The sequence below is a fragment of the Actinomadura sp. WMMA1423 genome, from assembly GCF_006547145.1.
GTDB lineage: Bacteria > Actinomycetota > Actinomycetes > Streptosporangiales > Streptosporangiaceae > Spirillospora.
In genome coordinates this window covers 3,083,215-3,096,783 of the sequence record NZ_CP041244.1, presented here as the reverse complement: position 1 = coordinate 3,096,783, position 13,569 = coordinate 3,083,215, and the positions used below count along the sequence as shown (strand labels likewise).

Below are 13,569 nucleotides of genomic sequence, written 5' to 3'. Positions count from 1 at the left end.
AGGCTCATGGCCCGCCCATGAGCACTGCCCCGATACGTTCCGAGGCGCGTCTGCTCGTTCCCGCCCTGATCTTCGTCGCCCTGGTCGTGGCGGCGGTCGCCAGCCTCGGGACGCCGCTCATCACCAGCGTGGCGACCACGTTCAACGTCTCCCTCGACAGCGCGCAGTGGACGCTGACCATCGCCCTCCTCAGCGGCGCTGTCGCCACCCCCGTCCTCGGCCGGCTCGGCGCCGGCCCGCACCGGCGGGCCACGATTCTCGCCACGCTGGCGATCGTCGTCGTCGGCAGCGCGCTCACCGTGCTGCCGCTGCCGTTCGCCTGGCTGCTCGTGGGCAGAGCGGCCCAAGGCGTCGGACTCGGTCTCACGGCGCTGATGATGGGCGTGGCCCGCGACCATCTTCCCAAGGAGCGCGGCGCGGCCACGATCGCCCTGATCTCAGTGGTCTCCATCATCGGAGCCGGCGTCGGCTACCCGCTGGCCGCGCTGCTCGCCCAGTTCGGGGGACTGCGGGCCGCTTACGGCCTCGGCCTGCTCGTCACCACCATCGCATTCGTGACCGCGTGGCGCTCCATGCCCGCAGCTCCCGAAGGCCGCTCCGCTCACGTGAACGTGGCCGGTGCGCTCGTCCTGGCGGGTGGACTGCTCCTCGTCCTGTTCCTGGCCGGCGAGAGGAGCCTGTGGAGCCGGCACCTCGCCGTGGCGGGGACCCTTGCCGTCGCAGCCGTACTCCTGCTCTGCGTCTGGACCGTTTCCGAACTGCGAACCAAGACGCCACTGGTCGATGTTCGGGCGGTACGGCACCCGGCGGTCGCCGGGGCGAACATCGCCATGTTCGTCGGCGGGAGCGGCATGTACCTCCTGCTCACGCTCATCACCCGTTACGCGCAGACGCCGCACAGCGCCGGCTACGGCTTCGGCCTGACCACCTTCGTGGCGGGGCTGGTCCTCATCCCGTTCTCCGTGCTGGGGTTCGTCGCAGGCAAGCTCACGCCCCGGGTCCGCGAGCGGATCGACGGCCCCCTGCTCCTGGCCGGCAGCGCCGCCATCGTCGGCGGCGGGTTCGTCCTGTTCGCGGCGGCCCGGTCCAACCTGGCCGAACTGCTGGTGGCCATGGGCGTGCTGGGCTTCGGCGTCGGCGGTTTCTCGGCCGCGATGCCCGGCGTCATACTGGCCGTCACGCCCAAGAGTGAGACGTCGAGCGCCATGAGCTTCAACTACGTCGTCCGCAGTGTCGGGTACTCCCTGGGCAGCGCCATCGGCGGTCTGGTCCTGGCCGTCGGCACCGACGCCGGTCGCCTCTTCCCGACCGAGGGCGCCTACACCACCGCGGCGCTGGTCGGCGTCGCCGCGATGGCGATCACGACGATGACCAGCCTCGTCCTCGCCCGCCGGCGCCCACCCGAGACCAGTCCGACCGCAGCCCCAGCCGGTTGATCGAAGGTTGGGTGGGACGCAACACCCGTGAAGTAGGGCGGCCCCCGCATGCTGGATGCGGGGACCGTGGGTAGGGGTCGATCACGCCGCGGTCAGGCGAAGGCGGCGTGCACGATGAGTGCGGCGAGGAACGGCAGGACGGCGAAGCCCATGGCACTGATCGCGCACTGAAGGCAGCGGAACTTGGTGTGAACGATCACCCTCAGTTCCTCCGCCTCGGTGGCGGCCTGGGAGTCGCCCTCGGCCAGGATGGTCCCGAACCCGAGCCTTCCCCTCCGGGGGAATACGACCATCAGCAGGAAGACGGTCGACACGGCCAAGGCCAGGCCGGCGATGCACAGCAGAATGCTCTCTGCCGGCGACGCGTCCTGGACCTTGTCGTAGACGAAGGCGAGCCCTGCCAGGCTCGCTCCGGTGAGAAGGCTGACCTTGGAGTCGGCGAATGCCGTCTTGGCCCGCAAGGCATCGGGCGAGGACGGGGTGTTCTCGATTGCAGTCATGATGCTCCTAGAGCGGCTTTCGATTGACGGCTCCGTAAGGAGACGGGCCGGGCGCGGTGATCTCCGGCCAGGGAAGATGGTACAGAGCTTCCCAAGGCTGCGAGGCGGGGGGTGATCACCACGAACGAGATGTTTGTCTCGCCAAGGGAAAGGGCCGCGAGCCTGGTGTTCGGACCCAGCGGTCGATCCGGCGGCTTGGGCGCCGACCGGCGGGCGCGAGCCGAGCCGAAGCTGTGTTTCGGGGCTGGAATTCGGGCATGCTCCGGTGCCCGGCGAATTGCGCCCCGTGACGGACGGCTTTTCGCTCGTCGCACTGCGTGCGGCCTTCGCCGTGAAAGCGGTCAAGCGGGCATCGAAGGGGATGCCGGGCGCGGTACGCCGCAAACGCATGATGCCGGGCATGAGCGGGCTGAGAATGGCTGCGGCAGGCTCGAAAATGGTTCTTTGATGCCTGCTCCGGGCCCTTGACGCCGCGGACCAGGCTGCCTACAGTTCAGTAACTTACAGATTGATCTTGGAGTGGGCGGGGCCCCAGGCGGCGTCCGCACGCTCCGAGAATGGTCAGTCACGGCCTGACCGCATTCCCTCCATCCCGGGGCACGGCGTTCGATTCGGCGTGCCCGAAAACGGGATGCCCGGAAATGCGCGGGCCTTTCGCCGCCGCATTGGGGTGCACTGTGAGTTCTCGAATAGCGATCGTCGGCATGGCGTGCCGCTTCCCGGACGCCGCCACTCCCGAGGAGCTGTGGGACAACGTCCTGGCCGGGCGCCGCTCGTTCCGCCGCATCCCGTCCCAGCGGATCAGGCTGGAGGACTACTACAGCGCCGACCGCTCCGCGGCCGACCAGATCTACATCACCGAGGCGGCGCTGCTGCGCGACTGGGAGTTCGACCGCGTCAAGTTCAAGGTCGCCGGGTCCACCTACCGCAACGCCGACCTCACCCACTGGCTCGCGCTGGAGACGGCGGCGGAGGCGCTGGCCGACGCCGGGTTCCCCGAGGGCCGCGGCGCCCCGGGCGAGAGCACCGGCGTGCTCGTCGGCAACTCCCTCACCGGCGAGGGCATCCGCGCGGCGCAGATGCGGCTGCGATGGCCCTACGTGCGGCGCGTGGTGGCCGACGCGCTGAAGGGCGACGTGGAGACCGACCGCCTCGCGTCGCTGCTCGCCGACCTGGAGCACTCCTACAAGGCGCCGTTCCCCGTCCCGGACGGCGACTCCCTGGCGGGCGGCCTGTCCAACACGATCGCCGGGCGCATCTGCAACCACTTCGACTTCAACGGCGGCGGCTACGTCGTGGACGGCGCGTGCGCGTCGTCGCTGCTGTCGGTCATCACGGCGTGCAACTCGCTGCTGACCGGCGACCTGGACCTGGCGGTCGCGGGCGGCGTGGACATCAGCGTCGACGCCACCGAGCTGATCGGGTTCTCCCGCGCGGGCGCGCTCGCCGTCGAGGAGATGCGCGTCTACGACCAGCGGTCCGCCGGGTTCTGGCCCGGCGAGGGCTGCGGCATGGTCGTGCTGATGCGCGAGGAGGACGCGGTCGCGCGGGGCCACCGCGTGCGCGGCTTCATCGACGGGTGGGGCGTGTCCTCGGACGGGGCGGGCGGCATCACCCGCCCGGAGACCGACGGGCAGCGCCTGGCGCTCGACCGCGCCTACCGGCGCGCCGGGTTCGGCCCGGACGAGGTCGCCTACTTCGAGGGGCACGGCACCGGCACGGCCGTCGGCGACGCCGCCGAGCTGGAGACGCTGATCGAGGCGCGCCGCGCGGCCGGCGGGTCCGCGCCGCCCGCCGCGGTCGGCTCGATCAAGGCCAACATCGGGCACACCAAGGCCGCCGCGGGCGTCGCCGGGCTGATCAAGAGCGTGCAGGCGGTCGGCGCGGGCGTGCTGCCCCCGACCACCGGCTGCGAGCGCCCGCACCCGCTGCTGGACGAGGGCCGCGACGCGCTGCGCGTCCTGCGCAAGGGCGAGGCGTGGCCGGAGGGCGCGCCGCCGCGCGCGGGCGTCAGCGCGATGGGCTTCGGCGGCATCAACACGCACATGGTGGTCGAGGCGCCGCGGCCCTCGCGCCGCGCCCGCGTCGGCAACCGCACCCGCACCGTCCTCAACTCCCCGCAGGACGCCGAGCTGTTCGCGCTGGACGCCGACTCGCCCGCCGCGCTCGCCGAGCGGGCCACGGCGCTGGCGGCGGTGGCGGAGGCCGCCGCCCGGTCCGAGCTGCCCGACCTCGCCGCGCACCTGGCCGGGGGGTGGCGCGGCGGCCGTGGCGCGCCGCCGTCGTCGCCGGAGCCCCGGCGGCGCTCGCGGACGCCCTGCGCCACGTCGCCGAACTGGCCGGCGAGGCGACCGGGTCCGCGGGCGAAGGGGCCGTGCGGCACATCGACCCGGCGGCCGGCGTGTTCGTCGGCGGTCCGGGCGAGCGGCCCCGCATCGTGCTGCTGTTCCCCGGCCAGGGGTCGGGCACCCGCTCGGACGGCGGGGCGCTGCGCCGCCGCTTCGAGTCCGTGGAGGAGCTGTACGAGACGGCCGCGCTGCCCGTCGGGGCCGACCAGGTCGAGACCGCCGTCGCCCAGCCGCGCATCGCGACCGCCTCGGCCGCCGGGCTGCGGGTGCTGTCCGCGCTCGGCGTGGAGGGCGCCGCCGCGGTGGGGCACAGCCTCGGCGAGATCACCGCGCTGCACTGGGCCGACGCCCTCGACGAGGACGCGCTGCTGCGGATCGCGGCGGCGCGCGGCGCGACGATGAGCGAGCTGGCGGCGGACGACGGCGCGATGGCGGGCATCACCGCCGACGCCGAGACCGTCGCCGGGCTGCTCGACGGCGCGGACGACGGCGTGGTCATCGCTGGCCACAACGGCCCCAGGCAGACCGTGGTCTCCGGCCCGGCGGACGGGCTGCTGCGGGTCATCGGCCGCGCCACCCGGGCCGGGCTCCAGGCCGTCCGGCTGCCGGTGTCGCACGCGTTCCACTCGCCGCTGGTCGCGCCCGCAGCCGAGGCGTTCGAGGCCCGGTTGCGCGGCGAGCCGCTCGCGCCGGCGCGCCGCCCGGTGTTCTCCACGGTGACCGGCGCGGCGCTGCCCGCCGCGCTGACGCCGGAGGAGCTGCGCGCCCTGCTGCGCGAGCAGATCACCGCCCCCGTCCTGTTCGCCGAGGCCCTCGGTGCCGGCGCCGAGAGGTCGGATCTGCTCATCGAGGTCGGGCCGGGGCAGGTGCTCACGCACCTCGCCCGCGAGATCACCGGCGTGCCCGCCGTCGCGACGCGCACCGACGAGGACTCCCTGGCCGGGCTGCTCGGGGCGCTCGGCGCCGCGTTCGCCGTCGGCGCGGACGTGCGGGTCGGGGAGCTGTTCGCCGACCGGCTGGTCCGGCCGTTCGACCCCGAGACCGAGCCGGTGTTCATCTCCAACTTCTGCGAGATCGTGCCCGAGGTGGACGCGGCGCTGCTCGCCGACGCCGCCGCCCGCGCCGCCGTGCCGGGCGCCGGGGCCGGTGCCGCCTCCGGGGACGGCGTACCGGCCGAGGTCGGGACCGACGACCCGCTGCTGCTGATGCGGACGCTGGTCGCGCGCCGCGCCGAGTTCCCGCTCGACGCCGTCCAGGCCGACAGCAAGTTCCTGGACGACCTGCACCTCAGCTCGATCGTCGTGTCCGAACTGGTCGGCGAGGCCATGCGCACGCTGGACCTGGCCGAGACCGCCGCCCCCACCGGCTACGCGACCGCCACACTCGGGCAGGTCGCCGAGACGCTCCGGGAACTGGTCGCGACCGGGGGCGCCGGGGAGGACGACGCCGAGGCCGCCGCCGCCAGGATCGTCCCGCCCGGGGTCGGTCCTTGGGTGCGGGCCTTCGCGGTGGACCGGCGGGAGACGGCGGCGCCCGGACGGGTCGCCCCGCGCGCCGCGGGCTCCTGGCGGGTCGTCGGGGACCACCCCGCGGCCGGGGCGCTGCGCGAGGCGCTGGAGGCGGCGGAGTTGGGGGAGGGCGTCCTGGTCGTCGTCCCCTCCGCCGCGGACCGGCTCGCGGCGCTGCGGGCGGGCGCGGACGCCGTCCTCGCGGGCAAGGACGTGACGCGCTGCGTCGTCGTCCAGGACGGGCCGGGTGCGGCAGGGTTCGCCAAGACCCTGCACCTGGAGGCGCCCTGGGTGGCGACCACCGTGGTGACCGCCGACCTCGGCGATCCCGCGACCCCGGCGCTGGTCGCGGCGGACGCCGCCGCGACGGGCCGGTTCCGCGAGGTGATCCACGACGGCGCGCGCCGCGAGCCCGTGCTCGCGCCGGTCGAGCCGCACGGCACCGACCTGCCGCTCGGCCCGGACGACGTGCTGCTCGTCACCGGCGGCGGCAAGGGCATCTCCGCCGAGTGCGCCCTTGCCCTGGCCCGCGAGAGCGGCGCCCGGCTCGCCCTGGTCGGGCGGTCCGACCCGGCGGGCGACGCGGAGCTGACCGCCAACCTCGAACGCATGGAGGCCGCCGGGGTCGCCGCCCGCTACCTGCGCGCCGACGTGACCGACGCCGCCCGGGTCGCCGAGGCCGTCGCCGAGGCGGAGGCCGCGCTCGGCCCGGTCACGGCCGTCCTGCACGGCGCGGGCGGCAACGTCCCGAAGCTGCTGGAGGAGCTGACCGACGACGACTACGCCCGCACCATCGACCCCAAGGTCGCGGGCCTGGAGGCCGTCCTCGCGGCCGTCGACGCCGCCCGCCTGCGGCTCGTCATCACCTTCGGGAGCATGACCGGGCGCGCCGGGCTGCGCGGCGAGGCCCACTACGCCGTCGCCAACGAGTGGCAGAGCGACCTGGTCGAGCGGCTCGCCGCCGAGTTGCCGCACTGCCGGTTCCGCGCCGTCGAGTGGTCGCTGTGGTCGGGCGTCGGAATGGGGGAGCGGCTCGGCTCGGTGGAGAACCTGTCCCGCGCCGGCGTCACCACGATCACCCCGGAGCAGGGCGTCGCGATGCTGCGCGACCTGGCCGCCGACCCGGGCGCGCCCGTCGTCGCGGTCGTCACCGGGCGGTTCGGCGAGATGCCCACCGTGTCGTTCGGCGCGGACGAGCCGCCGCTGCTGCGCTTCCTGGAGCGGCCGCGGGTGAGCTACCCCGGCATCGAGCTGGTCGCCGACTCCGATGTGGGCTGGGGCAGCGACCCCTACCTCGCCGAGCACGTGTTCGGCGGCGGGACCGAGGCCGTCCTGCCCGGCACGGTCGGCATGGAGATCATGGCGCAGGCCGCCGCCGCGCTGCTCGGCCTGGACGTCGCGTCCGGTGCCGCGCCCGTCCTCACCGACGTGGAGTTCCTGCGGGCGATCGCGGTCGCCGAGGACGCCACCGTCACCGTCCGGGTCGCCGCGCTGCGCACCGGCCCCGGCAGCGTCGCGACGGTCGTGCGGTGCAGCACCACCGACTTCAGGGTGGACCACTTCCGCGCCGTCTGCGAGACGCCCGCCGCCGCGCCCAAGGGCAGCGGGCTCGTCCGGCCGGAGAACGCCGCGCTGCCGCCCATGGCGATCGACCCGCAGACCGAGCTGTACGGGCCGATGCTGTTCCACGGGCCCCGGTTCCGGCTGATGGGCGACATCCGGCGCGCCGACGCCAGGCACGTCACCGCCCGGCTGCTGCCCGACACCCGCGTGGACTGGTTCGGCCGCTACCTGCCGGACCGGCTGCTGCTCGGCGACCCCGCCGCCCGCGACGCCTACATGCAGCCGCTCGCCCTGTGCGCCCCGACCGTCCTCGCGATCCCGGCGGGCGTGCGGCGGCTCGTCCCCGGGCCGCGCGCGGGCGCGACCGCCGCGTTCGTCCACGCCCGCTACCGGCTTGACGAGGACTGCTGGGACATGGAGGTCACCGACGAGGACGGCGAGCTGATCGAGACCTGGGAGGGCTTCACGACCCGGATGGTGGAGAAGTTCCCGCTGCCCGCCGGCTGGGTGCCCGCCCTCCTCGGCCCCTACGTCGAGCACGCCCTCGTCGCGTTCGGCCTCACCGGCCGGGTCGTGGTCGACTCCGACCCGGAGGGCGCGTCCCCGGACGAGGCGGCCGAGCTCGCCGTCCGCCGGCTGCTCGGCGGCGGCGTCACCCTGCGCCGCGGCCCGGACGGCAGGCCGGAGGCCAGTACCGGTGCCGCCGTGTCGATCGCGCACAGCGCGGGCGTCACCCTGGCGTCCAGTACGCCGGGCTGCGACCTGCGCCTGGTCACCTCCCGGGACCGCGAGGAGTGGGCAGGGCTGCTCGGCGCGGACGGCCTCGCGCTCGCCGACGCGCTCGACGAGGAGTTCGACACCGCCGCGACCCGCATGCAGGCGGCGGCGGAGTCGGCGGCCGGAGCGGCGCTCCCCGCCGGGACGCGGTTCACCGTCCACTCCACCCACGAGGACGGCTGGGTGGTGCTGGCCGCCGGGGACGTCCGCGTGGCCACCATGGCGACCGGCGTCCGCGGCGTCGCCGAACCCGTCGTCCTGGCCGTGCTGAGCGAGGAGGCGCCCGCGTGAAGGGCTTCGAGTACCGGCACGTCGTCACCATCGAGGACACCGACCTGCTGGGCAACGTCAACTACGTCAACTACATCAGCTGGCAGGGCCGCGCCCGCGAGCTGTGCCTGCGCGAGTACACCCCCGACGTGGTCGCCGGGTTCGGGGACGGCGTGCGGCTGCTCACCGTGAGCTGCCAGTGCGAGTACCTCCGCGAGCTGACGATCTTCGACGAGGTGGCCGTGCGGATGACGCCCGGCGAGGTCGGCCAGACCCAGATGACCATGAAGTTCGAGTACTGGCGGCAGCGCTCCGACGGCGAGGAGCTGGTCGCCACGGGCGAGCAGCGCGTCGCCTGCGTCCGCCCCGGCCCCGGCGGCGACATGGTGCCCGCCCGCCTCCCCGAGTCGATGCGCCGCCTGGTCGACGCCGTGACCGCCGGCCGCCGCTGAGAGGAGAACGACCATGCAAGGCGTGTCCGCTACGGCCCGCTGGACGGCCGCCGCCCGCGCGGTGGAGACCCGCCGCTCCGACGCCCTGTTCACCGACGAGCTCGCCGAGGCGCTCGCCGGGCCCGAGGGCTTCGCCCGCTGGGAGCGCTACGACAACCCCGGCACGACCGAGTTCCTCGCCATCCGCACCCGCTGGCTGGACGAGGTGGTCGCCCGTTCGCCGCTGCCCCAGGTCGTCCTGGTCGCGGCGGGCCTGGACACGCGCTCGGTCCGGCTGCGGTGGCCGGACGGGACCGTCCTGTACGAGCTGGACCATGCCGACCTCGTCGAATGGAAGGACAAGCGGCTCGCCGAACTCGGCGCCCGGCACCGCTGCGAGCGGCGCGCCGTCGGCGCCGACCTGACCGGCCCGTGGGACGAATCGCTCCGCGCCGCCGGCTGGGACCCGTCCGTCGCCACCCTGTGGATCGTCGAGGGCCTGCTGTTCTACCTGGCCGAACGGGACGCCCGGACGCTCCTGGAGCGCCTGGCGTCCCTGTCGGCTCCCGGCAGCGTGCTGGCCGGCGACCTGATCGCCCACCAGTCGATGATCAGCGAGTTCACCCGGGAGGGCCTGGCGCGCCTGCGCGCGGACGGCTGCCCCTGGCTGTGGGGGACCGACCAGCCGGAGGAGTTCCTGGACTCCTGCGGCTGGCCGGACTCCGAGGTCCGGCTGCCGGGCGAGGACGGCGCCTCCTACGACCGCTGGCCGTGGCCGCCCCTGCCCCGCGGCACGCTCGGCCTCCCGATGAACTACCTGTTCACAGCGACTCGTCCCGCATGACCTCCAGGTTCAGGAACCGCGGGCCGTCGGTGCACAGCGCCTCCATCTCCCCGGCGATGTGCCGGGTCTCGGGCAGGTCGCTGTTGCGCATCGCCTCCTCGTAGGAGGGGAACTCGACGATGTCGACGTAGTGGGCCGGGTCCTCGCGGTCATGGGTGTGCAGCTCGTGCGTCGCGGTGCGCTTGCCCTGGCTGGCCTTCGCCCACTCGTCGAACAGGCTCTCCAGCTCGTCCTGGCGGTCGGTCCGGTAGTCGATGATCTGTACGAAGCCCATACGGCTCAACCCCCGACCGTCGCGCGCTCGTCCTTGAGGTGGGTGCGGATCTCCTCCCGGAGCTCCGGGGTGTCGTCGTGCCGGTGCACCGAGGCGGCGTGCTCGGCGGCCGCGCGGACGACCTCGTCCTCCTCGCCGCTGATGGTGAGCGTGCAGCCCGACTCGCTCGGCATGTCCCTGCAGTCGGCGACCTTGCGCATGCTTCCCCCTCGCCGGCCCGGCGCCCGCACGCGAGGTCACGCGCGGCGCTCCGTCCGGCTGTCGTTCCCGCCGCACCGTCACATCCTTACAATCCACTCTAACCGGTGCATATCCCCACGTCAGGGGGAAGATGTCCGACACGCGGTGTACGGTGACGCCTCCAGCGACGAGAGGGATGTGCCGATGGACTGGGTCGAGTCCGGAGGGGGGCCGCTGCTGGCCGCGCCCGCGTCGCAGCTCGCCCGCTGGGAGGGCTCCACCGACGACGAGGGCCCCGTCGAGAGCTGGGGCGACTACGGGCGCGCGTGCGCGGTCGAGGGCTACATCGGGCTGGTCGGCGTCGGGGCCGGGCAGGGCCTCGTCCTCGGCGACGAGCCCGCCACGACGACCTACCTGCCCGACGAACGCCTCTTCGTGCGCTGGGCGGCGGCCGACTCCGAGGCCGAGCTGGTCGAGGCGGCCAGGAAGGCCGTCCACGACGTCGCGTGGGAGGAGGAGCTCGGCTGGGACGTCGACGGCCCCGTCGTCCTGTTCGACTCGGCCTGGCCCGGCGCGACCCCCGAGCCCGGCAACCACCTGAACATCGACCTGGCCCCCGGCAGCTACCGCGTGCGTGCCGCCTACGCGCGCGACGAGCGCACCTGGATGATCCTCGTGCACCTCCACCCGGTGCCCTAGCCGGCCATCGCCGCCAGGCGGCGGGCGAGCCTCGCCGCGGCCTCCCGCAGCTCCGCGGGCTCCAGCACCTCCGCCTCGAAGCCCAGCCTGACGACCTGCACGGCGAGCCAGTCCAGGTCCGCCCCGCCGACGACGAGGACGCACCAGCCGTCGCGGTCGTCCTCGACCCGCCCGACCTGGGGCGGGATCAGCTCCCGCACCTCGCCCGCCCGGGCGTGCACCCGGATCCGCGCGAGATGCCGGTACGGCGCCTCGGTCACGGCGCTCTGCACGTAGGCGACCGGGTCCGGATGCTCCCTCGGCCGGAACCGCCAGGTCGTCGCCACCGCCGCGCGCATCCGGTCCAGCCGGAAGGTGCGCCAGTCGCCGCGGTCGACGTCCCACGCCATCAGGTACCAGCGGCGCCCGGTGGCGACCATCCGCACGGGCTCGACCGTGCGCTCGGCCTCCCCGCCGCCGCGTCCGGGGTAGCCGAACCGGACCCGCACCCCGTCGCGGCAGGCCCGCGCGAGCGTCACCAGCAGCTCCGCGTCGATCTCGACCCCCGGCCCGACGAGGGTCTCGGTGGCGCCGTGCACCGCCCGCACCTCGGCGCGCAGCCGGGGCGGCATGACCTGGTCGAGCTTGGCCAGCGCCCGCAGCGCCGCCTCGCCCGCCCCGGCGACCGTGCCGCCCGACGCCATCCGCAGCGACACCGCCGTCGCGATCGCCTCCTCGTCGTCGAGGAGCAGCGGCGGCAACCGGGTGCCCGCCCCCAGCCGGTAGCCGCCGCCCACGCCCGCCGTCGCGTGCACCGGGTACCCGAGCGCGCGCAGCCGCTCCACGTCGCGCCGCACCGAGCGGTCGGTGACGCCCAGCTCGGCGGCGAGCGCGGCGGCGGTCCAGGACGTCCTGCGCTGGAGCAGCGCCAGCAGCCGCAGCACCCGCTCGGTCGTCCCCTCGACGCTCACGCGTGCATCGTCCCATGAAACACGGACCGAACCTGTCCGCTATTGCCGCGACACTGCCCCCATGACCGAGACGTGGAACCCACTGCTCCGGGACCAGATCACCTGGCACTGGGACAACCAGCTTCGTCCGCGCCTCAGCGGACTCACCGACGAGGAGTACTTCTGGGAACCGGCGCCCGGGTGCTGGAGCGTGCGCCCGCGCGGCACCGGCACCGCCCCCGTGCGGGCCGGCTCCGGCGCTATGACCCTCGACTTCGCGATGCCGCCACCCGACCCGGCCCCGCTCACCACGATCGCGTGGCGGCTCGCGCACGTGATCGTCGGCGTGCTGGCCATGCGCAATGCCTCCCACTTCGACCACCCGCCCACCGACTACGAGTCGTTCGAGTACGCCGGGACGGCGAAGGAGGCGCTGGCCCAGCTCGACGCGGAGTACGCGAAGTGGCTGGCCGGGGTCGAATCGCTCGGCGAATCCGGCCTCGCCCGCCCGTGCGGGGAGGCCGAGGGCCCGTACGCCGAGCATCCTCTGGCAGCGTTGGTGCTGCACATCAACCGGGAGCTGATCCACCACCTGTCCGAGGTGTGCCTGCTCCGCGACCTCTACACGCACACCCGACGGGAGGCGAGCTGACATGGCCCGCGACGTACAGATCACCTTCGACTGCGCCGACCCGGCCGCGCTGGCCGCCTTCTGGGCCGAGGCCCTCGGCTACCAGGTGCAGGACCCGCCCGCCGGCTTCGCGTCATGGGACGAGGCCCTGGAGGCGATGGGCGTCCCACCGGAGAACCGCAACGACGCCTCGGCCGTGGTCGACCCCGAGGGCGCCGGACCTCGGATCTTCTTCCAGCGCGTCCCGGAGGGCAAGCAGGTCAAGAACCGCGTGCACCTCGACGTCCGAGGCGCCCCCGGCCTGGAGGGCGACGCGAGGATGGCCGCCCTGGAGACCGAAGCCGAGCGCCTGGCGGCCCGCGGCGCCACCCGCGTCCAGCGCCACGACCCGAAGCCCCCGCTCGACGCCGGCCACATCCTGATGACCGACCCCGAAGGCAACGAGTTCTGCCTCGACTGACCCCCTAGGGGAGGGCCAGGCGTCGAAGAATCCCTGGGAAGGCCGACTCGACTCCGGCGCCGCCGCAGGACGCGCGCCGTCAGCCGCAAAGGGGACCTGCGCAAATAATGAAGGCCCGGCATCGCCGGGCCTTCATTGCTGCTATCGAACCCCGAACTTCTCAGGGCTCGACTCTCGCCGGCCGTAGAGGCCGGCTGTTGTGCGATGGCGGGGCCTGTACCGCCCCACCATCGCGAGACATTCAGGCTGTCACGCTTTGTACCACGAGCCCCAGGGCTTCGCGTCCCCGCAGCTGCAGACCGCTCGCGTCCGCTCCATCGTCTGGAGCCCGTCTGTGTGGTTCGGGACGATCTTCCTATCGATCTCGATGGTGCTGTACCGGTGGACGTGCTGCTGCTCGTTCTTGGCCATGTACCACCCCTAGGTCTTTCGTTCGAACGCTCGCCGAGCGAGGTAGCCCAGTCTTTGGTGACTGCGCCAATGACGATTATGTGGATCTGCATTCATAGTGCAAGTCCAATAGAGGGTGACGAATGCCATAAGCCAGATATTTATCACCTAATGGCAAGCAAAGGCGCTTAATGAGAAAGAACCACTCTTTTGTTAACTTGGAATATAAAATACATTGTTTGAGGTGATTGTCGCCAAGGCAGGGCTGTAATGGCCCCGGCTCGCCGTTGTCCGTCTGCGGCGCCCATGGGACGGCGGTGGAGTGGTGA

General features: G+C 73.5%; 13 protein-coding genes and 1 pseudogene. 9 read left to right on the top strand and 5 right to left on the bottom strand.

Annotated features, from left to right (window positions below; all coding sequences use genetic code 11):
- Nucleotides 1-17: 17 nt before the first annotated feature.
- Entirely contained in the window at nt 18-1,436 is a 1,419-nt protein-coding gene (locus FKD65_RS14395) for an MFS transporter (protein WP_141577985.1), read from the top strand.
- Nucleotides 1,437-1,528: 92 nt separating this feature from the next.
- On the opposite strand, the gene FKD65_RS14390 is transcribed toward FKD65_RS14395, so the two are convergent.
- Nucleotides 1,529-1,936 carry a hypothetical protein gene (locus tag FKD65_RS14390; protein WP_141577984.1) on the bottom strand — a complete coding sequence of 136 codons (408 nt, stop codon included), beginning with the start codon at nt 1,934-1,936 and terminating at the stop codon, nt 1,529-1,531.
- 265 nt (nt 1,937-2,201) lie between these two features.
- Here FKD65_RS14390 and FKD65_RS14385 point away from each other — a divergent pair, with 265 nt between their 5' ends.
- The 5 genes and pseudogenes from FKD65_RS14385 (at nt 2,202) to FKD65_RS14370 (ending at nt 9,677) form a co-directional block, all read left to right on the top strand.
- Entirely contained in the window at nt 2,202-2,384 is a 183-nt protein-coding gene (locus tag FKD65_RS14385) for a hypothetical protein (protein WP_141577983.1), read from the top strand.
- A 109-nt stretch (nt 2,385-2,493) separates the two neighbouring features.
- Nucleotides 2,494-3,789 (top strand): annotated as a pseudogene (locus FKD65_RS45510) (beta-ketoacyl synthase N-terminal-like domain-containing protein); the annotation flags it as partial.
- Nucleotides 3,790-4,310: 521 nt separating this feature from the next.
- The gene (locus FKD65_RS14380) at nt 4,311-8,423 is read left to right on the top strand and encodes an SDR family NAD(P)-dependent oxidoreductase (RefSeq protein WP_240810144.1); all 4,113 of its coding nucleotides are present in this window, start codon (nt 4,311-4,313) and stop codon (nt 8,421-8,423) included.
- On the top strand, nt 8,420-8,854 hold the full coding sequence (locus FKD65_RS14375) for a thioesterase family protein (RefSeq protein ID WP_141577982.1): 435 nt from the start codon (nt 8,420-8,422) through the stop codon (nt 8,852-8,854). The genes FKD65_RS14380 and FKD65_RS14375 overlap by 4 nt, the downstream gene beginning before the upstream one ends.
- 22 nt (nt 8,855-8,876) lie before the next feature.
- Nucleotides 8,877-9,677: an SAM-dependent methyltransferase gene (locus tag FKD65_RS14370; protein WP_205718663.1), complete on the top strand. Its 801-nt coding sequence runs from the start codon at nt 8,877-8,879 to the stop codon at nt 9,675-9,677.
- Here the strand turns inward: FKD65_RS14370 and FKD65_RS14365 are convergent.
- Complete coding sequence (locus FKD65_RS14365) at nt 9,655-9,951, bottom strand: hypothetical protein (protein ID WP_141577980.1); 297 nt, start codon at nt 9,949-9,951, stop codon at nt 9,655-9,657. The two genes, FKD65_RS14370 and FKD65_RS14365, sit on opposite strands and share 23 nt — an antisense overlap.
- A gap of 5 nt (nt 9,952-9,956) precedes the next feature.
- Nucleotides 9,957-10,151, bottom strand: a complete 195-nt coding sequence (locus tag FKD65_RS14360; protein ID WP_141577979.1) for a DUF1059 domain-containing protein — start codon at nt 10,149-10,151, stop codon at nt 9,957-9,959.
- A 184-nt stretch (nt 10,152-10,335) separates the two neighbouring features.
- Here FKD65_RS14360 and FKD65_RS14355 point away from each other — a divergent pair, with 184 nt between their 5' ends.
- On the top strand, nt 10,336-10,830 hold the full coding sequence (locus tag FKD65_RS14355) for an Imm21 family immunity protein (protein WP_141577978.1): 495 nt from the start codon (nt 10,336-10,338) through the stop codon (nt 10,828-10,830).
- Here FKD65_RS14355 and FKD65_RS14350 read toward each other — a convergent pair.
- On the bottom strand, nt 10,827-11,780 hold the full coding sequence (locus FKD65_RS14350) for a YafY family protein (RefSeq protein ID WP_141577977.1): 954 nt from the start codon (nt 11,778-11,780) through the stop codon (nt 10,827-10,829). The two genes, FKD65_RS14355 and FKD65_RS14350, sit on opposite strands and share 4 nt — an antisense overlap.
- Nucleotides 11,781-11,841: 61 nt before the next feature.
- Here FKD65_RS14350 and FKD65_RS14345 point away from each other — a divergent pair, with 61 nt between their 5' ends.
- Nucleotides 11,842-12,411, top strand: coding sequence for a DinB family protein (locus FKD65_RS14345; protein ID WP_141577976.1), 570 nt, complete (start codon nt 11,842-11,844; stop codon nt 12,409-12,411).
- 1 nt (nt 12,412) lies between these two features.
- Nucleotides 12,413-12,850, top strand: coding sequence for a VOC family protein (locus tag FKD65_RS14340; RefSeq protein WP_141577975.1), 438 nt, complete (start codon nt 12,413-12,415; stop codon nt 12,848-12,850).
- A gap of 249 nt (nt 12,851-13,099) precedes the next feature.
- Here FKD65_RS14340 and FKD65_RS44200 read toward each other — a convergent pair whose 3' ends face one another.
- Entirely contained in the window at nt 13,100-13,261 is a 162-nt protein-coding gene (locus FKD65_RS44200; RefSeq protein WP_168221038.1) for a hypothetical protein, read from the bottom strand.
- Nucleotides 13,262-13,569: the final 308 nt, after the last annotated feature.